At 71.0% G+C, this 19,378-nt stretch carries 19 protein-coding genes; 11 read left to right on the top strand and 8 right to left on the bottom strand.

Features of this window, described 5'->3' with window-relative positions; genetic code table 11:
* The first annotated feature begins 81 nt into the window (after window positions 1-81).
* Window positions 82-1,251, top strand: coding sequence for a steroid 3-ketoacyl-CoA thiolase (locus JHN63_RS15355; RefSeq protein ID WP_200681607.1), 1,170 nt, complete (start codon window positions 82-84; stop codon window positions 1,249-1,251).
* 174 nt (window positions 1,252-1,425) lie between these two features.
* Here JHN63_RS15355 and JHN63_RS15350 read toward each other — a convergent pair whose 3' ends face one another.
* On the bottom strand, window positions 1,426-2,313 hold the full coding sequence (locus JHN63_RS15350) for a LysR family transcriptional regulator (RefSeq protein WP_200681593.1): 888 nt from the start codon (window positions 2,311-2,313) through the stop codon (window positions 1,426-1,428).
* Between the two features lie 139 nt (window positions 2,314-2,452).
* Here JHN63_RS15350 and JHN63_RS15345 point away from each other — a divergent pair, with 139 nt between their 5' ends.
* Window positions 2,453-3,346 carry an SDR family oxidoreductase gene (locus JHN63_RS15345; RefSeq protein WP_200681586.1) on the top strand — a complete coding sequence of 298 codons (894 nt, stop codon included), beginning with the start codon at window positions 2,453-2,455 and terminating at the stop codon, window positions 3,344-3,346.
* Here JHN63_RS15345 and JHN63_RS15340 read toward each other — a convergent pair.
* Window positions 3,330-3,536 (bottom strand): DUF397 domain-containing protein, encoded by a 207-nt coding sequence (locus tag JHN63_RS15340; protein WP_234476910.1) that lies wholly within the window; start codon window positions 3,534-3,536, stop codon window positions 3,330-3,332. The two genes, JHN63_RS15345 and JHN63_RS15340, sit on opposite strands and share 17 nt — an antisense overlap.
* Window positions 3,493-4,356, bottom strand: a complete 864-nt coding sequence (locus JHN63_RS15335) for a helix-turn-helix transcriptional regulator (RefSeq protein ID WP_200681572.1) — start codon at window positions 4,354-4,356, stop codon at window positions 3,493-3,495. The genes JHN63_RS15340 and JHN63_RS15335 overlap by 44 nt, the downstream gene beginning before the upstream one ends.
* A gap of 122 nt (window positions 4,357-4,478) precedes the next feature.
* Between JHN63_RS15335 and JHN63_RS15330 the strand changes: the two genes are divergently transcribed.
* From JHN63_RS15330 to JHN63_RS15320, 3 genes are all read left to right on the top strand, one after another.
* The gene (locus tag JHN63_RS15330; RefSeq protein WP_200681651.1) at window positions 4,479-4,889 is read left to right on the top strand and encodes an ATP-binding protein; all 411 of its coding nucleotides are present in this window, start codon (window positions 4,479-4,481) and stop codon (window positions 4,887-4,889) included.
* A gap of 105 nt (window positions 4,890-4,994) precedes the next feature.
* Entirely contained in the window at window positions 4,995-5,435 is a 441-nt protein-coding gene (locus tag JHN63_RS15325) for a hypothetical protein (RefSeq protein WP_200681565.1), read from the top strand.
* Window positions 5,432-7,516 carry a hypothetical protein gene (locus JHN63_RS15320; RefSeq protein ID WP_200681558.1) on the top strand — a complete coding sequence of 695 codons (2,085 nt, stop codon included), beginning with the start codon at window positions 5,432-5,434 and terminating at the stop codon, window positions 7,514-7,516. Before JHN63_RS15325 ends, JHN63_RS15320 begins: the two co-directional genes overlap by 4 nt.
* 63 nt (window positions 7,517-7,579) lie before the next feature.
* Here the strand turns inward: JHN63_RS15320 and JHN63_RS15315 are convergent, their stop codons facing one another.
* Window positions 7,580-9,640, bottom strand: a complete 2,061-nt coding sequence (locus JHN63_RS15315; protein WP_200681551.1) for a phosphatase PAP2 family protein — start codon at window positions 9,638-9,640, stop codon at window positions 7,580-7,582.
* Window positions 9,641-9,940: 300 nt separating this feature from the next.
* Between JHN63_RS15315 and JHN63_RS15310 the strand changes: the two genes are divergently transcribed.
* Both JHN63_RS15310 and JHN63_RS15305 read left to right on the top strand, forming a co-directional pair.
* Complete coding sequence (locus JHN63_RS15310) at window positions 9,941-11,098, top strand: DUF2330 domain-containing protein (protein ID WP_234476908.1); 1,158 nt, start codon at window positions 9,941-9,943, stop codon at window positions 11,096-11,098.
* A 38-nt stretch (window positions 11,099-11,136) separates the two neighbouring features.
* On the top strand, window positions 11,137-11,808 hold the full coding sequence (locus JHN63_RS15305) for an O-methyltransferase (RefSeq protein WP_200681539.1): 672 nt from the start codon (window positions 11,137-11,139) through the stop codon (window positions 11,806-11,808).
* Between the two features lie 13 nt (window positions 11,809-11,821).
* On the opposite strand, the gene JHN63_RS15300 is transcribed toward JHN63_RS15305, so the two are convergent.
* Window positions 11,822-12,214 (bottom strand): FHA domain-containing protein, encoded by a 393-nt coding sequence (locus JHN63_RS15300; RefSeq protein WP_200681537.1) that lies wholly within the window; start codon window positions 12,212-12,214, stop codon window positions 11,822-11,824.
* Between the two features lie 82 nt (window positions 12,215-12,296).
* Between JHN63_RS15300 and JHN63_RS15295 the strand changes: the two genes are divergently transcribed.
* Window positions 12,297-12,725 (top strand): DUF1992 domain-containing protein, encoded by a 429-nt coding sequence (locus JHN63_RS15295; protein ID WP_200681533.1) that lies wholly within the window; start codon window positions 12,297-12,299, stop codon window positions 12,723-12,725.
* On the opposite strand, the gene JHN63_RS52670 is transcribed toward JHN63_RS15295, so the two are convergent.
* Together JHN63_RS52670 and JHN63_RS15285 are read right to left on the bottom strand one after the other, a co-directional pair.
* Window positions 12,714-13,487 carry a hypothetical protein gene (locus JHN63_RS52670; protein ID WP_234476907.1) on the bottom strand — a complete coding sequence of 258 codons (774 nt, stop codon included), beginning with the start codon at window positions 13,485-13,487 and terminating at the stop codon, window positions 12,714-12,716. The genes JHN63_RS15295 and JHN63_RS52670 overlap by 12 nt on opposite strands.
* Before the next feature lie 5 nt (window positions 13,488-13,492).
* Window positions 13,493-14,131: a hypothetical protein gene (locus JHN63_RS15285; protein ID WP_200681531.1), complete on the bottom strand. Its 639-nt coding sequence runs from the start codon at window positions 14,129-14,131 to the stop codon at window positions 13,493-13,495.
* A gap of 189 nt (window positions 14,132-14,320) precedes the next feature.
* On the opposite strand from JHN63_RS15285, the gene JHN63_RS15280 reads away from it, so the two are divergent.
* Window positions 14,321-14,947, top strand: a complete 627-nt coding sequence (locus JHN63_RS15280; protein WP_200681529.1) for a dihydrofolate reductase family protein — start codon at window positions 14,321-14,323, stop codon at window positions 14,945-14,947.
* A 10-nt stretch (window positions 14,948-14,957) separates the two neighbouring features.
* Window positions 14,958-15,509, top strand: a complete 552-nt coding sequence (locus JHN63_RS15275) for a GNAT family N-acetyltransferase (protein WP_200681525.1) — start codon at window positions 14,958-14,960, stop codon at window positions 15,507-15,509.
* A gap of 184 nt (window positions 15,510-15,693) precedes the next feature.
* Here JHN63_RS15275 and JHN63_RS15270 read toward each other — a convergent pair whose 3' ends face one another.
* Complete coding sequence (locus JHN63_RS15270) at window positions 15,694-17,775, bottom strand: MFS transporter (protein ID WP_200681519.1); 2,082 nt, start codon at window positions 17,773-17,775, stop codon at window positions 15,694-15,696.
* 158 nt (window positions 17,776-17,933) lie between these two features.
* On the opposite strand from JHN63_RS15270, the gene JHN63_RS15265 reads away from it, so the two are divergent.
* Window positions 17,934-18,947: a peptidoglycan-binding protein gene (locus tag JHN63_RS15265; RefSeq protein WP_200681512.1), complete on the top strand. Its 1,014-nt coding sequence runs from the start codon at window positions 17,934-17,936 to the stop codon at window positions 18,945-18,947.
* Window positions 18,948-19,378: the final 431 nt, after the last annotated feature.

Below are 19,378 nucleotides of genomic sequence, written 5' to 3'. Positions count from 1 at the left end.
GAACTAGAACGCGTACTAGTTCTGCGTGGCGGGTGGCCGGGACGCCCGCGCCGCGCGGTGTACGAGGAGAGGACGTGTCCCATGGTCGCGGAACCCGTCATCGTGGAAGCCGTACGCACCCCCATCGGCAAGCGCGGCGGCGCGCTCGCCAACCTCCATCCCGCCTATCTCCTGGGCGAGACCTACCGTGAACTCCTCGGCCGCACCGGCATTCACGCCGACTGCGTCGAGCAGGTCGTCGGCGGCACGGTGACGCATGCCGGCGAGCAGTCCATGAACCCCGCGCGCACGGCCTGGCTGGCCATGGGCCTGCCGTACGAGACGGCGGCCACGACGGTCGACTGTCAGTGCGGCTCCTCGCAGCAGGCCTCGCACATGACCGCCAACATGATCGCGGCGGGTGTCATCGACGTCGGGATCAGCTGTGGTGTCGAGGCGATGTCGCGGGTGCCGCTGGGGTCGGGGTCCAAGCACGGGCCGGGGAAGCCGTTCCCGGACGAGTGGAACGTGGACCTGCCCAACCAGTTCGAGGCCGCCGAACGCATCGCCCGCAACCGGCGGTTGACCCGCGAGAACGTCGACTCGCTCGGTCTGATCTCGCAGGAGCGGGCGGCGAACGCCTGGTCCGAGGAGCGCTTCAAGAAGGAGACGTTCGCCGTCCAGGTGCCGACGACGGAGGACGAACAGCGCGCGGGCCTCGGCATGTGGCGGCTCGTCGACCGCGACGAGGGGCTGCGCGACACGTCGATGGAGGCGCTGGCGCGGCTGAAGCCGGTGATGCCGACGGCCGTCCATACGGCGGGCAACTCCTCGCAGATCAGCGACGGCGCGGCGGCGATCATGTGGGCGTCGAAGCGGATGGCGCGGGCGCTCAAACTCCGCCCCCGCGCCCGGATCGTCGCCCAGGCACTGGTCGGCTCCGACCCGCACTACCACCTCGACGGCCCGATCGACGCGACGCGAGCCGTGCTGGGCAAGGCGGGCATGACGCTCAAGGACATCGACATCGTCGAGATCAACGAGGCGTTCGCGTCCGTGGTGTTGAGCTGGGCCCAGGTCTTCGGCCAGGACCTGGAGAAGGTCAACGTCAACGGCGGCGCGATCGCCCTCGGCCACCCGGTCGGGGCGACGGGCGCCCGCCTGATCACCACGGCACTCCATGAACTGGAGCGCGCGGACAAGGAGTTCGCCCTGATCACGATGTGCGCGGGCGGGGCACTGGCGACGGGCACGATCATCCAGCGACTCTGAACACGGTTTCGGGAGGGGTCGGTTGGCCCTCGCGGGCGGGGTCGGCGCCCTCGCTGGCGGGGGTCAACGGCCCTCCGGGCGGGAAGCCGCAGCCCTCGCGGGCGGAGGCCAGCCCGCTCCTCCGGCGGGGGCGATAGCCCTCCGGGTGGGGGCCAACGGCGTCGGTGGCAGGGGTTAGACGGGGTCCTCCGTGGGGGTCAGGTGATCCTCGGCGCAGGTGCGGAAGGCCGCGAGGAGGCGGCGGTTCTCCTCGCCTGCGCGCATGGCCAGGACGACCGGGACGGGGTCCGCGTCCTCCAGCGGGACCGTGGTCAGATCGGGTCGCAGGCCCTTCCTGATGGCGCCCACCGGAACAAGCGCCACCGCCTCGCCCGCGGCGATGACCTCGAGCTTGTCCTCCAGATTCTCGACTAGCGGACCGTCCGGCACCCGCCGTCCGTCCGGGCGGGGATCGACGCGCCAGAACGCGTTGAACTCCTCGTCGGGGAACCGGGGTACGGGCTCGTCCGCGATGTCGTCGAGGGTGACGTACTCCTTGCCGGCCAGCCGATGGCCGACCGGCATCAGCAGCACCCGGGGCTCCTCGAAGAGGACCGTCACGCTCAACCCCTCGGTGGCGAACGGGAATCGGCCCACCACCACGTCCACCCGGTGCTCCAGCAGGGCGGCCGGCATCTCGCCCCAGCCGAGAAAGGAGTGGTGCACCTCGGCGTCCGGGAAGCGCCCGCGCAGGGCGCGCACCGCCGGGGTGACGAGCAGCCCGGTCATGTACCCGATGACGATCCGGCTCGGATGCCCGGCCGACCGCGCCACGGCGGTCGCCTCCGCCGCCGACCGCAACAGCGCCTCGGCCCGGGGCAGGAACGCCGCCCCCGCCTCCGTGAGTTGCGTGCCCTGCGTGGTCCGGTCGAAGAGCCGTACCCCCAACTCGCCCTCCAGGCGCCTGACATGACGGCTGAGGGATGGTTGCGCGAGGTGCAGGACCGCCGCCGCCCGGCCGAAGTGCAGTTCCTCGGCGACGACGGTGAAGCAGCGCACCAAACGCAGGTCCAAGTCAGTCATACCTCGACTGTACGACGGCGCAAGCTGCGGTGATACCGGAACTGAATCACGTCTTCCGGAGTCCGTCTTGGACGGGCGGTACCGGGCGGGCGCAGGCTGGGAACACACCACTTCCCGACCCACCTGAGGTGATTTCGTCATGCGTGTTTTCGTCACCGGAGCGACCGGTTTCGTGGGCGGCGCGGTCGTTCGCGAACTGCTCGACTCGGGGCACCGAGTACTGGGGCTGGCCCGTTCCGACGCGTCTGCGGACCGGCTTGCGGCGACCGGAGCCGAGGTCAACCGGGGTTCCCTGGAAGACCTCGACGCCCTCCGCGCCGGTGCGTCGGCCTGCGACGGCGTCATCCACACCGGTTTCATCCACGACTTCTCGAACTACGCGGCGTGCGTCGCGATAGACCTGCGCGCCATCGAGACCCTGACCGACACCCTCGCCGGTTCGGACCGCCCCCTCGTCATCAGTTCCGTGATGAGCCACGGCCGTACCGAAGACGTCGTACCCGATCCCGCCACCCACCCCGAACTGGTCCGGCTCCCGGCCGAGTTGAATGCCCTCGCGGCGGCAGGGAGGGGCGTCCGTTCGTCGGTCGTACGGCTGCCGCAGGTGCACGGCGAGGGCGATCACGCCTTCGTCCCCGGTGTGATCGACATCGCCCGCGAAAAGGGCGTCTCGGCCTACCCCGGCGAAGGCACCAACCGCTGGGCCGCCGTCCACCGCGACGACGCCGCGCTGCTGTACCGGTTGGCGTTGGAGAACGCCCCGGCGGGTTCGGTGCTGCACGCCGTCGCCGACGAGGGCGTGCCGGTACGGGAGATCGCCGAACTCATCGGCAGGCGGCTGGACCTACCGGTGAAGAGCTTGCCGGTCGAGGAGGCCGGGGCCCACTTCGGGTGGCTGGGCCACTTCTTCTCGTCGGACCTGGTGGGCACGAGCGCGCTCACGCGGCAGCGGCTCGGGTGGACACCGACGCGGATCGGTCTGCTGGCCGACCTGGACCACGACTACTACTTCGAGGTCAACCAGCGGTCGTAGCGGACCAGTTGACGAAGGTGGTGAACGCGGCGGGGCCGAGGGTGAGGATCGGCCCCGCCGGGGTCTTGGAGTCACGGATGGCGAGGGTGGTGGAGATGGCCGTGGTGCAGGTGGTTTCAGCGATCTCTACGCACTGCCCGCCCTGGTCACTGCTGTAGCTGGACTTCCGCCACTGCGTCCCCGTCGGCATCGCGTTGTTCCCCATAACGTTCCTCCATCACGCGCCGGATCAGCTCCGCCGAATCCCTGAGGGAGAGGGCGGCGGCCTGGAGATGATCGTAACGGAGCGAACAGTCGTTGACGGTGTCTGGGTTGGCAGTCGGATGCCCGCTTCCGTAACCCTCGGTGTAGACGATGGGCGGGTCACTCGGGAAGCGATAGAGGTCGTACGAGCCTGTCAGCCCCGCGTGCGCTCCAGCCGAGAACGGCAGGATCTGGATGTTGACCCGGGGGTTGTTCTCATAGGCCAACAGGCGGGCCAGTTGGTTCCGCATGGTCTTCCGGCCGCCGATCTCCAAATACAGTGCGGCCTCGCTCAGGATCGCCCAGAAGACCGGCGGCTCCTGCTTCTCCAGGATGCGCTGACGACCCATTCGTACGGCGGTCCGGTCGTCCAGGTTGCTCTCGTCCAGAGTGCCGAGCACGGCGCGAGCGTAGTCCTCGGTCTGGAGGAGGCCGAGGACCATGTGCGCCTCGAAGGAGCAGATGTCGACGGCACGCGCCTCCAGTTCGCCCACCTCCCGGAACCACGCGGGGAGTTGGCTGCGCAGCACCAGATCAAGTAACCGCGTCAACAGCCCACCCGTGTCGAGCGCGGCGTCCACCCGCCTGCTGAACTCCAGCGTCGGCAGCTTCCTCGCCGTCTCGATCTGCCCGATCAGCGACCCGGTGTAGTTGACGATGACGCCCAGTTCGCGCTGCGTCAGGCCCGCCGCCTCCCGATACCGCCGCAACTCGAAGCCGTAGTAATCCAGCGGCGACGCCCCTGGATCAAGCGTGTTGATGTGCACGCGAAGCCCCCTGCCTCCCGACCCGACGACTGTCCACCCGTAAACGGGTTGTATTCGCACCGTTGCCGACGGTAGCGGCGAGACGTCACCCTCGTAGTGTGAATGAACCAATTCCCCCCGCCATGCTGGCCTTTCCGCACCGCCAGCAGTACGTCATGCACCTCACCGTGGGTGAGCACTCCGCCCGGCACATCCGCCGTATCGTCCGCTCCTTCCTCCTGGAGTGGGGCATGCCGGAGCTGTCGGACGCCGTCGAACTGGCCATGACGGAGCTGGTCGCCAACGTCGTACGGCATGTACCGGACCGGCGCTGCGGACTGCTGCTGCTGCGGCTGCCGAAGGGGGTGCGGGTCGAGGTGAGCGACGGGTCGTCCCAACTCCCGGACCTGCACGCCGAGTTGGACCCCGAGTCGGAGAGCGGGCGGGGGCTCGTGATCCTGGACGCGGTGACCGACAAGTGGGGAGTGACTCGGAAGTCGGGGGGCGGGAAGATCGTATGGTTCGAGTACGGCAGGCCCGACACGGTGTCGTAGGCGCCGTCATCCAGTTCTCCCGAAATCGTCCTGACGCCACATCAGTTGCCCCAGGATGAACTCCCGGCACCGACGGGGTTGCCGGTTCGGGGGAGGAGACGGGGAGTGCTGAGCGAGATCATGACGGCCGGTGCGGCGGCCGGCGGGACCGCTGTCGTCCAGGCGGTGGGTACGGACGTGTGGGTCTGGCTGCGGAGTCGCGGCGCGCGCCTGATCGGCCGGGGCGATCCGGCGCGCGAGAACGACGCGCTCGATCGCCTGGACCGGACGGCCGCCGCCCTCACCGCGGCCGCCGACGAGGCGGACCGGGAACGGCTGCTGGTGCTCCACCAGCGTTTGTGGCAGGGGGAGTTCGCCTCGCTGCTGGAGTTGCTGGCACCGGCCGAACGGGACCGCGCTCTCGCCGAACTGCACGCGCTGGAGCGCGAGTTCGGCGGGAGTGGCTCCTCGGGCGGTGTCGTGTCCCGCAACACCTTCGAAGGTCCGGTGGCCTTCCAGACGGGGAACCACGCTCGTCAGGAGAACCGCTTCGGGGCGGCCGGATGAACCACGCGCACTCGGCCGACCACTCCGGGACCGGTGCGGGCCAGGTCTCCGGCAACACCTTCAACGGCCCCGTCGCCCTCCAGACCGGTCCCGGCAGCGTCCAGCACAACTACTACCAGGCCATGGCTAGTTCACCGCTCGACGCGGAGGCCGACGAACTGGCCCGCGCGGTGCACGTCCAGTGGCAGGAGGAGGCCGCGCTGCGGCGCCTGCTGGAGCCCGCTCCGCTGCCGCTGCGCTGGCGGTTGACCGAGCGCAAGATGGCGGGCCGGGTCGCCGCCGCGACCGGCCAGGGGACCCGCCGCCGGTTCGCGCCACTGCCCGGCCTGCCGCCGGTCACCGGCGAAAGCCTGCGCGCGGGCGGTGCGTTGGACCAGTTGTACGAGGTGTACGGCGGGCTGGCCTCCGGGCGCCTCCAACTCGTCGGCAACCCGGCGGCGGGCAAGACGTCCGCCGGGGTGCTTCTGCTGCTCGACGCGCTTGAGCATCGCAGGACCGCCGCCCCCGCGGACCGGGCGCACATCCCCGTCCCGGTGATGCTGCCGCTCGACGGCTGGGACCCGGCGCGGGAGGGCCCGGTGGAGTGGGTGGTCGACCGGCTGTCCCGCGAGTACACCCTGTTCGCGGGCCGTGGCGGGCGGGTGCGCGCCCGAAAGCTGGTGGAGGCGGGCCGCGTCGCGCCGTTCCTGGACAGCTACGACGAGGTCCACGGCAGCAAGTTGCGGGGAGCCATGGCGAGCGCGCTGGAGTTGGCCCCCTTCCGGCTCGTACTGATCTCCCGGTCCCGGGAAGCCTCCGCGTCCGCCCATCGGGCCCGGCTCGGCGGCGCCGCGACCGTGGAGATCCAGCCGGTGTGTCCCGAGGACGCGGCCGCCTACCTGCTCAACACCCTGTCCAGCTCACCCTCGCCCGCCTGGCGGGCGCTGACCGAACGCCTCCTGCACGACCCCGGGAGCGTCGTGGCCGAGACCCTCACCGACCCCCTGGCGATCACCCTCGTGCGCGACGGCTACGCCGACGACGGCCCGGTCGACGAACTCCTCGCCCTCCCCACCCCCGAGGCCCTGCGGGACCACCTCCTCGACCGCGCGGTCGCCATCGCCTACGCGCGGCGGGACGGACATCCACACCCCGACTGGTCCCCCGAGACCGCCGAGCGGACGCTGCGGTACATCGCCCGGCACCTCACCGGGCAGAAGAGCCGCAACCTGTGCTGGTGGCACCTGCCCGGTTGGACGCGCCCGCACCCCAGAAGGCTGGCCATGCAAGCCCTGGTCACGCTGGTGGGCGGGGTTCCCCTCGCGCTGCTGGTGTGGATGGCGACCCACTCCGTGTACGCCTGGCTGATCGGGCTCCCCTCCGCGTACCTCTTGGGGATGACGGCCGGTCTCCGCTTCACGGATCTCAACGATCCGCAGCCGCTGCCCAGTGCCGGATGGCGCGACATCTTCAGCACCGGGGCGATCGTGTCGGGCGTGGTCGAGTGGCTGGGGTTGGGCACCCTGGCGAGCGTGACCGTGCCGTTCCTGCCCGGTGACCGGACGCTTCCGGTGTGGCTCTGCTTCCTCACCACACTGCCCCTGGGATTCACCGGTGTGCTGGTGACAGGGCGCGGTCACGGGATCGTGGCAGGCGCCCCGTTCCTGTCCGCGGGCGCGGGACCCTGGTACGACCCGGTGAGAGAGCACTACAACCGTCCCCCGGAGGCGGACACCCGGTCGATCGGCCCGCACGACGTATGGCGCCACCACCTCGGGCTGCGGCTGGTTCTCGGGCTGCTGACCGGGCTCGCGGTGGCCCTGATGATCGCCCCGTTGGCGGCCTGGTGGCTCGGTCCGAAAACCGCTGTGGTGGCGGCGGTCGGGGCCGCCCTGCCGACCGTCCTCATGGCCGGCCTCACCAGCAACCTCGCCGTGGCCACTGTCTTCACCGCGGCGCAGCTCCGGATCGAGGAGGGCACTCCCCTCCGGTTGATCCACTTCCTGGAGGACGCCCGGCGCCGCAACCTCCTGCGCGCCTCCGGCACCGTCTACCAGTTCCGCCATGCCCGCCTTCAGCAGCACCTCGCCCGGGACCGGTGAACACCGAGGGACGTGACCGTGCGCCGGGCGAGGACCTGGACCGTGTGCCGGGCGAGGACCGGATCAGCCCGCGCCACGACCCGTCGCCGCCACCAACTCCCCCTCGGCCTCGGCCGGTTGCGCCGTCGCCGACCGGGCCCGCGGCCCCTGGAACACGTACGCAAGACCGAAGCCCGCCGCGACGACCGCCGCGCCGCCGGCCGCGTCCAGGACCCAGTGGTTGCCGGTCGCGACGATCGCCGAGACGGTGAAGAAGGGGTGGAGGAGGCCCAGGGCCTTCATCCACCACTTCGGCGCGAGGGCGAAGATGACGACCCCGCACCACAGGGACCAGCCGAAGTGCAGGGACGGCATCGCCGCGTACTGGTTGGTGAGGGCGGTGAGGGTGCCGTAGTCCGGCTTGGAGAAGTCCTGGACGCCGTGGACCGTGTCGATGATGCCGAGGCCGGGGAGCAGGCGCGGCGGGGCCAGCGGGTAGAGCCAGAAGCCGACCAGGGCCAGGAGCGTGGCGAAGCCGAGGGCGGAGCGGGCCCAGCGGTAGTCGACCGGACGGCGCCAGTAGAGGACGGCCATGACCGTGAGCGGGACCACGAAGTGGAAGGACTCGTAGTAGAAGTTGAAGAAGTCCTTGAGGAACTCGACCTTCACGACCCAGTGGTTGACCGCGTGCTCGATGTCGATGTGCAGGAAGCGCTCGATGTCGAGGATCTGGTGGCCGTGGTGCTCGGCCGTGGCCCGGCCGCCCGCGTTCGTGCCGCCGGTCGCCGCGAGGCGGACCTTCTGGTAGGCGGCGTAGGTGACGCGGATCAGGAGGAGTTCGAGGAGGAGGTTCGGGCGGGTCAGGACGCGGCGCAGCTGCGGGATCAGCGGGACGTGCTTCCAGCGGGTCGGGACCGGCTCGGCGTACTCCGTGGGGATCGGGCGGCGGTAGTACTCGGAGGTGCGGGGCAGGAACGGCACGACGGTCGCGGCGGCGAGCGCCATGAGCAGGACGACGTTGTCACGCAGCGGATAGACGGCCGACATGTTCGGCAGCATCATCTTCGCGGGCAGTGTGACGACGAGGACCACCGCGACCGGCCACACATAGCGGTCCGAGGCCCGCTTGCCGACCCGGCCGACCACCGCGAGCAGCACCCACAGCAGCTGGTGCTGCCAGGTCGTCGGCGACACGGCGATCGCCGCGCAGCCGGTGACCGCGACCGCGAGCAGCAACTGCCCGTCGCGCGCGTACCGCACGGCCCGGCGCAGGCCCAGGTACGTGACGGCCGCGCCGAGCGTCAGGAAGACCCCGATCTCCAGCGGGCCGGTGAGGCCGAGCCGGAGCAGCGCGCCGTGCAGGGACTGGTTGCCGAGGCCGTCGGCCGCGCCGCCGAGGCCCGCGCCCGCCATGTGGTGCACCCAGTAGGTGTACGAGTCGTGCGGCATCGCCGCCCACGCGATCACCGCGCTCGCGGCGAACGTCAGCGCGGAGGTGACGGCGGCCCGGCGCCGGTCGGTGAACCACAGCAGCGGAGCGAACAGCAGCACCGTCGGCTGGAGGGCCGCGGCGAGACCGATCAGCACACCGCTGGCCCGCTCGCCGCGCACGGTGAAGCAGGCGAGCAGCACGAGCAGGACCGGGATGATGCTGGTCTGGCCGAGCCAGAGCGTGTTGCGCACCGGCAGCGACAGCATGAGCAGGCTAATCGCGACGGGCGCGGCGAGCAGCGAGGCCCGCCGGGTGACGGGCTGCGGCAGCGCGCGGGAGACGACCAGGCCGAGCGCGACGACCAGCAGCAGCGTGCCGAAGGTCCAGCCCCAGCCGAGGGCCTGTTCGGCCGCCCGGGTGAGCGGCTTGAGGACGAGCCCGCCGAAGGGGGTGCCGGTGAACTGCGTCGAGTCGTACAGCGAGCCCTTCACGTGCAGCACGCCGTTCGTCCCGACCCAGGTCTCCAGGTCCGTCAGCCGCTCCCCCTGCGGGGTGCTGAGGACGACGGCCACCTGCCGTACGGCGAGGACCGCGGCGACCAGCCACAGGCCCAGGCGCGCCACGCGCAGCCGTGTCCTGGTCGCCTGGGCGGCACTCGCCCCGAACGCTCCCACGGCTCCCGCCTGTCGCCCGCTGTGCTCCACGTTCGCCACGCCTCGTAGGCCTCCCGCCCCACTCGTCCCACGCGTCACACGCGCGGCTGTTCCCTCTGGGAACCCTATGAGGTTCGCACCCCCTGGGGGAGAGACGCAGGCAACCCCCCCTTCACCTGACGTCCGCCCTCCTTTTGTCCGGATGACGATAGTCGGCCCCGGGTTGCCTGGGCACAGCAAATAACCGCGCGCTTCCGACCGGGCACGATGGCCCGATAGCTTGTGGGCATGATCGGTTTACTGATCGTTTCGCCACGGAGGTCACTGCGGAGATCGTCGCGGAGATCACCCTGGAAATCCTTGCCGGAGTCTTTGCCGGAGGCCTTGCCGGGGCGGGCACGCGCGCGGGTGCTGGCCGTCGTCCTGGCGCTGCTCGCCCTTCAGCTCGGCTCGCTGGTGTCACCGGCCTGGGCCTGCGGCTGCGGCGCGCTGGTGCCGACCGCGGCCCAGCAGATCGCGGTGGGGCGCGAGGCGTCCGTGGTGCGCTGGGACGGGCGCCAGGAGCAGATCGTGATGCGGCTCACCGTCACGGGGGACACCCGGCAGGCCGCGTGGATCATGCCGGTGCCGCACCGGGCGACGGCCACGCTCGCCGACCCCGCGCTCTTCGACACGCTGAACGGGATCACCGCGCCCGTGCACCGCGACCGCTATCACTTCTGGCCCCAGGACGGCGACTGGCCACTCGTCTCCGGCGACGCGGTCGGCGGCCCGCCGCCGGGCGCCGTGCCGCCTCCCGGAGTGGGCGTGGTCGGCCGTGAGCGGCTCGGCCCCTTCGACGTGGCCCGACTGACGGCCACCGACCCGGACGCGCTGGGCGACTGGCTGAACACCAACGGCTTCGTCCTGCCGTCCCGCCTCGGCCAGGCCCTTCAGCCGTACGTCGACCAGCGCTGGGAGTACGTGGCGATCCGCCTCGCCCCCGCGACCGCCGGCACCGCCCTGACCGGCGCCCTCGACCCGCTCCACCTCACCTTCGCCGCCGAGTCCCCCGTCTACCCGATGCGTTTGTCCCGGCTCGCCCGCACCCCGCAGTCGCTGGGCCTGTACATCCTCGCCGCCCACCGCATGGAACCCAGCAGCGCGATCGGCGGCTCGCAACCGCAGGTGGCCTACGCGGGCCGGATCACCCCCGCCTCGGGCCCGCTGGCCGCTCTCGCCAAGGGCACCCCGTTCCTGACCGCCGTGAACCAGGAGTTCCCCGACCCCGCCCGCATCACAGGCGACCACCTGCTGCGCCGCACGACCACGGACACCCCGTTCCAGCAGGTGATCTACGACGACCATCTGCGCGAGGTGGCCGGCGTCCCGGCCTGGCTGCTGACGATCGTCGGCGGCCTGGCCGTACTCGTCACGACCGCCGTCCTGCTGGCCGTACGACGGGCCCGGCGCCCGGCGCTCCCGCCGCCCCCGGTGATTCCGCCGCCGCCGGCGCACAGGCCGGGTCGTTCCGGGTAGGAAGTGATCGTCACAGGAATCACGAAAGGGACAGGCGCATGAGCGAGTCACAGGTGTGGGACGACGTCGACGACTACTTCATCAGCCATCTCGCCCCCGAGGACGAGGTGCTCCGGGCAACCCTGCGCGACAGCGAGGCGGCCGGGCTCCCGGAGATCGCGGTGTCCGCCGCCGAGGGCAAGCTGCTGCATCTCCTCGCCCTGACCCAGGGCGCCGGCCGCGTCCTGGAGATCGGCACCCTCGGCGGCTACAGCACGATCTGGCTGGCCCGCGCGCTGCCCGCCGACGGCCGGCTGGTCACCCTGGAGTACAGCCGGAAGCACGCGGAGGTCGCGACCCGCAACATCGCCCGCGCGGGCCTCGACAAGATCGTCGAGGTGCGGGTGGGCGCGGCCCTGGAGTCACTGGCCGTGCTGGCCGACGAGCACCCGACGCCCTTCGACCTGGTCTTCGTCGACGCCGACAAGGTCAACAACCCGTACTACGTGGAGTGGGCCCTCAAGCTCACCCGCCCCGGCAGCCTGATCATCATCGACAACGTGGTCCGCGGCGGCCGGGTCGCCGACCCGGACAGCACCTCGCCGGACGTCCAAGGCACGCGTACGGCCATCGAGTTGATCGGTTCGCACGCGCGCCTGTCCGGTACGGCGATCCAGACGGTGGGCAGGAAGGGCTACGACGGGTTCGCGCTGGCGCGGGTGCTCGACTGATCCCGCCGGTCCGTCAACTCTCGTGATAGAAGCCGACGTTGACGCTGCGCGGCCCGGTGCGGTCCTGGATGACGATCTCGCCGCTGCCGCCCCGGGGCAAGGGCACGCTGCCTCCGTAGGCGACGGTCTGGGCGTACTCGCCGACGATCAGGCGTACTTCGGAGGACGGGTCGGGCTGGGAGCCGCGCAGCCAGCTCACCTGCCAGACGCCCTCGGGCCCGCACAGGAACTCCAGATGGACCCGCGAGATGAACAGCCAGTCGTCCGGTGTCACCAGCCGGCACACCGACTCGTCCCGGCCCACTCGCAGCACCGCGCCCGGGTCACTGGGCGACTCGGCCATCAGCATCCCGGCGGTCGCGCCCGCGTCCGTCCCGGAGACCGTGGCCATGGTGAGTTCGAGCACGTGCGCTCCCCTATGAAGTGTCCTTACAGCAGCGGGCGCATGATAAATCGCCCGGCCGTGCCGCGTCCGGCACAATGAAGTCATGACCGAGCGAAAGCCACCGGGTGTGTCCTTCGAGTCCTGGGTCGACAAGCAGATCCGTGACGCCGAGCGTGCCGGAGAGTTCGCCCAACTGCCGGGCGCGGGCAAGCCGTTGCCGTCCGGCGCCGACACGACGTACGACGAACTGTGGTGGATCAAGCAGAAGATGGCCCGCGAGGGCATCTCCGTGCTGCCACCGACGCTCGCACTGCGCAAAGAGGCCGAGGACGCCCTGGCTGCGGCGTACTCGGCCCCTTCGGAGCGGATCGCACGGCAGATCATCACCGAAGTCAACGTGAAGATCCGCGACATGATGTTCAAGCCGCCGCCGGGTCCCCCACTGGGGATGAAGCCGTACGACGTGGAAGAGGTCGTACGCGAGTGGCGGGATCGGCGGGAGCGCCGGACTGTCGACGGCTCAGAGGTGTAGGAGCCGCTCGGTCAGCTCGCGGTAGTCCCGCAGGGCCAGGCGGAGTTGCTCGGTGTCGTCGGAGCCCTTGGACTCCCAGGAGCCGTGCAGGGTGGCGCGGCGCTTGGTGACGGCCTCCGTGAAGCGGGCGGCGACCTCCTCCAGCACGTGGTCGGCCTCCTCCACGGCGGAGCGGGGCTCGTCGACGAACCCGGTGACCGCGTGCTGCAGCCGCAGGCTGAACTTGTCGCTCTCGTCGTGCGGCATGAGGCTGCCGTTCTCGACGCCCTGCGGGACGTGCCGGCCGTTGTCGGCGGCGGCGCCGGAGCCGATGCCGACAACGGCCGGCACGTCCCGCACGGGGCGCGCGGACGGGTCGGTGCGGTCGGCGGTGCGGTCCGCAGTGCGGTCGGTGCGGTCCGCGGTGCGGTCGGTGCCGGCCGTGGACTCGCGCGGGGAGGTCCTCGTCGTGTCGCCGGTACGCGGGGTCGGGATCGCGGTGCCGGTGTCGCGGGACGAGGTCGTCGACGACGAGGATGACGTCAAGGGCGTCGCCGCGGTCGGAGTCCTGTCGGACGACCCGAGCGGTGTCACCTTCTCGGCGGTCCGGCCGTCCGCGGTCCTGCCGTCGGCGGTCCTGCCGTCCGTAGTCCTGTCGGTCTCCTTGCGGTCGACGCGCCCCGCGTTCTTGTTGTCGTCGGTCTTGTTGCCGTCGTTCCTGCCGTCGTTCTTGTTCTCGTTCTCGTTCGTGTTGCCGTCGGTCGGCCGTATCGCGTCGGTCATGTAGCTCAACTCCCCTTCAGTGCCTGCTTGTTGAATGAGCCGATCGAGTGGCGGCCGCCGCGCCCGTGACTGTCGCCGTTACGGTTGCCGTCGCTCACCAGGTCGTCGAAGAGGGCGCGGGCCTCGAGCATGGCCTCGCGCATCTCCTCGGTGCCGGCCTGGCTCTCCGGTGTGCCGTTCGTGCGGGCGGTGACGACGCGGTGCACGCGTCGGTAGCCGTGGACGTGGGCCGCGTGGTGCACGGACAGCGCGTCGAACTGCTTGTCGTACTCGGCGACATCGGGGAAGCCCCGGGCGCCGGCCACCTCGCCGAGCAACCGGTCGACGTCGGTCAGGGCCTCGCGGGGCGAGTCGACGAAGAGCTCCTGCGCGGCGGCCCACCGGGCCTGGAACCGCTCGCGGTCCGCGGGCTCCAGCGGCTGCTCGCGCAGCGAACCGTGCTCCTGGACGCGCTCGCCGAGCTCGCGCTCGGCGGCCTTCGCGTCGCCGTCGTGCCGGGCCACGGTCCGGTCGTACTCCGGCCCGAAGCGGCGCTTCAGACCCGAGCCGCCGGCCGCGCCTCGGGCACGCAGCGCCAGGGCGGCCGCGGCAGCGACCACGCCGACCACGATCACGATCAAAACGATGATCACGCCTGTGGACATGAGTGCCTTCCGGGTTCTTGGTCAACCGGCTCTCGTAGTCGGTCGGTTCCTGTACCGGGTTGCCGTAAAGGCCTCCTTCAAACGACGGCCACGGCTCCGGGGATTTCGTGGTGCGGGTGTGTCGATTTCGCGGCGGCCCGATCGACGCACCAGTGAGTACCCCCGTAGGGACCGATCGAGGAGGTTGTCATGGGCGAGGTCATCGCACGGCTGGGCCTGTCGTTGGACGGGTACATCGCGGGGCCGGAGTCGGGGCGGGAGCATCCGCTGGGGATCGGCGGGGAGCGGCTGCACTCGTGGGTGTTCGGGCTGCGGAGCTTCCGTCGTATGCAGGGCATGACGGGCGGGGACACCGGCCAGGACGACGAGTTGCTCGCGGAGTGGATCGAGCGGCCGGGCGCGGTGGTCATGGGCCACGGCATGTTCATCACCGGGGAGATCCCGTGGGGCGACGAACCCCCGTTCCACGCCCCCGTGTTCGTCGTCACCCACCACCCGCGCGAGCCGGTGGTGAAGAAGGGCGGCACGACGTACCACTTCGTCACCGAAGGGCCGGGCCACGCACTGGAGTTGGCCCGCGAGGCCGCCGCCGGCAAGGACGTGTCGCTGGCCGGTGGCGCCGACCTGGTCCAGCAGTTCATCCGCGCCGGATGGCTCGACGAACTGCTCCTGCACATCGTGCCGGTGCTCGCGTGCGGCGGACGGCGACTGTTCGACAACGTGGGTGATCAGCACATCGAGTGGCGGAAGACGCAGGTGCTGGACTCCCCCGAGGTCACCCATATTCGCTTGCGCCGCCTCCCCACCCCCTCGTGACAATGCCCGCATGACCTGGACGATCGCCCCGGAACCCTTCGACTCCCCCGTGGCCGCCGCACTCTGGCGGGCGTACTACACGGAGGTCAGCGACCGCTGGTACCTGCTCCACGAGGGGCGACGCACCGACCCGGAGGAACTGGAGCGGGAGGTCGCCGCCCGCACCGGTTCCGAACTCGCCCCGCCCGGCGGCCAGTTGCTGGTGGCCCGGTACGAGGGTGCGGTAGCCGGCTCGGCGGGCTTCCGCCTCCTCGACCCGAAGACCGCCGAGCTGACCAGGGTCTTCCTCTACGAGGGAATGCGCGGCCGGGGCGGCGCCCCGAGGCTGGTGACGGCCGCCGAGGAGGCCGCACGCGAGCTGGGCGCCACGACGATGATCCTGGACACCCGACACGACCTGGTGGAGGCCCGCACCCTGTACACCCGACTCGGCTACGAGGAGACCGAGCCCCACAACGACGACCAGTACGCGGAACACTGGTTCCGCAAAAGCCTCCTCAACCAGCGGCGAGAGCCCACCAACTCCCGCTGTCCCCAGGCGTCGGCCGAGAGGGAGCCGTAGGGGCGCGCCGGTGTCGAGAGGGCATGGGGGCCCCTCCCGCTCGAGCGAAGCCGAGAGTGGGGGAGCGCGGAGGCGCGCAGCGCCGAGCACGGTGGGGCTCTCGACACCGGCTTCCAGCGCCCCGAAGGCGACCGAACCAATATGGTGCGGCCCAGTTCAAGGAGCACCGGCCCACACCAAGATCTCAACCGACCCCGCTCACCGCCCCGTTGTGCGGTTGCTCCCGGTCGGAGCCGCACAACTCCCCGTTGAGTTCCTTCACCAGCTGGATCAGATCGGTGGGCCGGTCCGGCCCCCACCAGTCCCCCAGGGTCTCCGTGAGGGACTCCTCACGGGCCTGTGACAGCCGTTCGGCCATCTCCCGCCCCTGGTCGGTCAGTCGGAGGTCGAGGCCCTCGCGTACGGCGAGCTGCCGCCCCTCGATCTGGCGGACCGCGGCGAGGACGACGGGCAGGGGCACGGAGCTGCGTTCGGCGAGCACACCCGGTTCCGCCCAGCCGTCCCGCTTGATGCGCAGGAGGAGCCAACTCGCCGCCGGCTGAAGGTCGTAGCCCGCTTTCGCGGTGATCGTCCGGTAGATCTCGCGGCGGCCCTCCCGGGTGCCGAGCACGGACAGCGCGCGGCACACCTCGTCGTAGGAGGACCGTTGGACGGGGTTGCTGGCGAGGGTCTCCGTGAGGTCCGGTGCCGTGACCGAGCCGCGCAGCTTGTCCTCCTTGAGGAACCACGCCAGGACGAAGCCGACGAGGGCGACGGGGGCGGCGTAGAGGAAGACGTCGGTGATGGAGGAGGCGTAGGCGTGGAGGGCCTCCGGACGTACCGCGGGCGGCAGTTGGGAGATGCCGCGCGGGTCGGACTCGAGGCCGTCCGGTGTGACGCCCGGCGGCAACGAGGTGCCCCGTAGAGCGTCCGTGAGCTTGTCGCCCAGCCGGCTCGCGAAGATCGTGCCGAAGATGGCGACGCCGAACGACGCGCCGATGGACCGGAAGAAGGTCGCGCCGGAGGTGGCGACGCCGAGATCCTCGTACGAGACGGCGTTCTGCACGATCAGCACCAACACCTGCATGACCAGGCCGAGTCCGAGCCCGAAGACGAAGAAGTAGGCGCTCATCTCGCCGGTGGAACTGTTCTCGTCGAGTTGGTGCAGGAGGAGCAGGCCGAGCGCGGTGACTCCGGTGCCCGCGATGGGGAACACCTTCCAGCGGCCGGTGCGGCTGACGATCTGGCCGGAGGTGGTGGACGAGATCAGCATGCCGAACACCATCGGCAGCATGTGGACGCCGGACATGGTCGGCGAGATGCCCTGGACGACCTGGAGGAAGGTCGGCAGATAGGTCATCGCGCCGAACATCGCGAAGCCGACGATGAAGCTGATGACGGCGGCGAGGGAGAAGGTGCGGACGCGGAACAGCTTGAGCGGGAGGACCGGTTCGGCGGCCCGGTGCTCCACGGCCACGAACGCCCCGATCAGGACCACGCCGAGCACCGCGAGCCCGATGATCTGCGGTGAACCCCAGCCCCAGGTCGTGCCGCCGAGCGAGGCGACGAGGACGAGGCAGGTGGCGACCGCGGCGATGAGGAAGGTGCCGAGGTAGTCGATGACGTGCCGGGTCGACTTGCGCGGGATGTGCAGGGCGGTGGCGATGACGGCGAGGGCGACGACTCCGACGGGGAGGTTGACGTAGAAGACCCAGCGCCAGCTCAGGTGCTCGGTGAACAGCCCGCCGAGGAGGGGCCCGAGGACGCTCGTCGCGCCGAAGACGGCCCCGAACAGCCCCTGGTAGCGCCCGCGTTCACGCGGGGAGACGACATCGCCGACGATCGCCATCGACAGCACGATGAGCCCGCCGCCGCCGAGTCCCTGCAGCGCCCGGAAGCCGATGAGCTGGGGCATGTTCTGCGCTGCACCACACAGAGCCGACCCGACGAGAAAGATGACGATCGCGATCTGGAACAGCCGCTTCCGTCCGTACTGGTCGCCGAGTTTGCCCCAGAGCGGGGTCGCGGCGGTGGAGGCCAACAGGTAGGCCGTGACCACCCACGACAGATGTTCCAGTCCGCCGAGGTCGCTGACGATCGTCGGCAGCGCGGTCGACACGATGGTCTGGTCGAGGGCGGCGAGCAGCAGCCCGAGGAGCAGCGCCCCGATGGAGACGAGGACGTTGCCGGACACGTGTTCCTGGGCGGCGCTGCCCCGCCGCGGGGGTTTCTCCGGTGGCTGCGCGTCGTGCACATTCCCTGTCATACCGTGCGCATCGCCGGCCATGAAGACCTCCCGAGGCTCTCGTTACACATCCATGGTGATCGGTTTGGACTGTTACGGCCTGTCGAGTCCGAATGGAAGCTGTCATTCCGGGGGTCGGAGGAGACGGCGTGAAGGAGATCCGCATAACCTCGGGAGTTCTGACGGGGAGGGACGAACACGTGAACGAGGCGAAGGGGCACATATGCCCGCAGTGCGGAGCGCCGCGGGCTGCCGACGGCTCCCCGTCCTGCGCCTGCACCCAACGGGCGTCCGACGCGCTGCGTGCCGCGCGCACGGCGGAGGCGGCAGCGGCGGAGGACTTCGACCCGCTGCGGATCAGGCCGTACGTGGAGCTGGAGGGGGACCCGCAGGAGCGGACGCCGCCGGCCGCGTCGGCTCTGCCCGAGGGTGAGACACAGCGGCTGCCGGCGGTGGAGGAGACGATGGTGCTGCGCGCGGTACCGCCCGCGCCGCCCGCACAGGCGGAGACGACACTCCTCCCGACCGTGCCCCCTCCCCCGAACGCGACCGACCTGAGCCTGTTCGAGGGTGACGGGGATGCCCCGGAACCACCCACGAGCACCGACTCCCCGCGCCGTCACCGCCGTACCGTCCTCCTCGCCGCCGCGGGGGCGGTCGTCCTCGTGGCGGTGGTGGCCGGTTTCGCGAGCGGCGTGTTCTCGTACGAGACACCGTCCCGGGACGAGGCGGCTCCCCAGGACATCCGGGCGAGCGTCCCGATCACGTCGAAGAGCGCGGCGCCGGTGACTCCGTCCACGAGCGGTTCCACGTCCGCACAGCCGACGTCGGCGTCCCCGACCCCGTCGCTCAGCGAGACCCCGTCACCGACGGCGTCCTCGACCCCGTCCGCCACACCGTCGAGGTCCACGCGCCCGAGCCCGACGCCGACCGCCACCACCACGACGTCGAGCGCCGCCGCCACCGACCGCCAGGGCGGCAGCAGCCCCGCCGCGGTCCTCCAACGCGGCGACGAGGGCCCCGAGGTCACCGAACTCCAGCTCCGCCTGGCCCAGTTGAACCTCTACACCGGCCCCGACAACGGCATCTTCGACAAGCAGGTACAGACCTCGGTACGCACCTACCAACTCGCCCGCGGCATCCAGTCGGACGGGCTGGGGGTCTACGGGGCGGCAACCCGGGCCCGCCTGGAGTCGGAGACGACCGAGCCGTAGCGCTGCGCCGGCTGGGGGGCCTGGAAGGTGCCGGGGTTGCAAGGCGCCGGGGTTGGCTGGGGCCAAGGCCGTGAGACGCGGGGGTTGCGGCAGGGGCCAAGGCCGTGAGACGCCGGGATTGCGGCTGGGGCCAAGGCCGTGAGGCGCCGGGGCTGCAAGAGACCTGAGTTGAAGGGCGCCTGGGGTGTAAGGGGCCGAGGCTGGAAGAGGCCGGGGCGCGGGGCCCGGGCTGCGCGGAGAGCCGGAGCTGCGCGGAGAGCCGGAGCTGCGGCGAGGGCCGGGGGCGCGCGGAGGCCGGGATCGCGGCGACGGCCGGCGGCCCACAGAAGGCCGGAGTTGTGGCGAGGATCGGAGCTGTGTGGAGCCGGCGACGAAGTGCGCCGGGCGGACTGGACGCCGGAGTTGAAGCCGGGCGGACTGGACGCCGGAGT

The organism is Streptomyces sp. MBT65, from assembly GCF_016612545.1.
Taxonomy (GTDB): domain Bacteria; phylum Actinomycetota; class Actinomycetes; order Streptomycetales; family Streptomycetaceae; genus Streptomyces.
Note: the sequence above shows the minus strand (reverse complement) of the source record. Positions and strands in the feature narration are given on the sequence as shown.

Bases quoted from the DNA above. Each gene is read 5' to 3' on its own strand.
- JHN63_RS15355 (WP_200681607.1), top strand. From the start codon at position 82: ATGGTCGCGGAACCCGTCATCGTGGAAGCCGTACGCACCCCCATCGGC.
- JHN63_RS15350 (WP_200681593.1), bottom strand. From the start codon at position 2,313: ATGACTGACTTGGACCTGCGTTTGGTGCGCTGCTTCACCGTCGTCGCC.
- JHN63_RS15345 (WP_200681586.1), top strand. From the start codon at position 2,453: ATGCGTGTTTTCGTCACCGGAGCGACCGGTTTCGTGGGCGGCGCGGTC.
- JHN63_RS15340 (WP_234476910.1), bottom strand. From the start codon at position 3,536: ATGCCGACGGGGACGCAGTGGCGGAAGTCCAGCTACAGCAGTGACCAG.
- JHN63_RS15330 (WP_200681651.1), top strand. From the start codon at position 4,479: ATGCTGGCCTTTCCGCACCGCCAGCAGTACGTCATGCACCTCACCGTG.
- JHN63_RS15320 (WP_200681558.1), top strand. From the start codon at position 5,432: ATGAACCACGCGCACTCGGCCGACCACTCCGGGACCGGTGCGGGCCAG.
- JHN63_RS15305 (WP_200681539.1), top strand. From the start codon at position 11,137: ATGAGCGAGTCACAGGTGTGGGACGACGTCGACGACTACTTCATCAGC.
- JHN63_RS15295 (WP_200681533.1), top strand. From the start codon at position 12,297: ATGACCGAGCGAAAGCCACCGGGTGTGTCCTTCGAGTCCTGGGTCGAC.
- JHN63_RS52670 (WP_234476907.1), bottom strand. From the start codon at position 13,487: ATGACCGACGCGATACGGCCGACCGACGGCAACACGAACGAGAACGAG.
- JHN63_RS15285 (WP_200681531.1), bottom strand. From the start codon at position 14,131: ATGTCCACAGGCGTGATCATCGTTTTGATCGTGATCGTGGTCGGCGTG.
- JHN63_RS15280 (WP_200681529.1), top strand. From the start codon at position 14,321: ATGGGCGAGGTCATCGCACGGCTGGGCCTGTCGTTGGACGGGTACATC.
- JHN63_RS15275 (WP_200681525.1), top strand. From the start codon at position 14,958: ATGACCTGGACGATCGCCCCGGAACCCTTCGACTCCCCCGTGGCCGCC.
- JHN63_RS15270 (WP_200681519.1), bottom strand. From the start codon at position 17,775: ATGGCCGGCGATGCGCACGGTATGACAGGGAATGTGCACGACGCGCAG.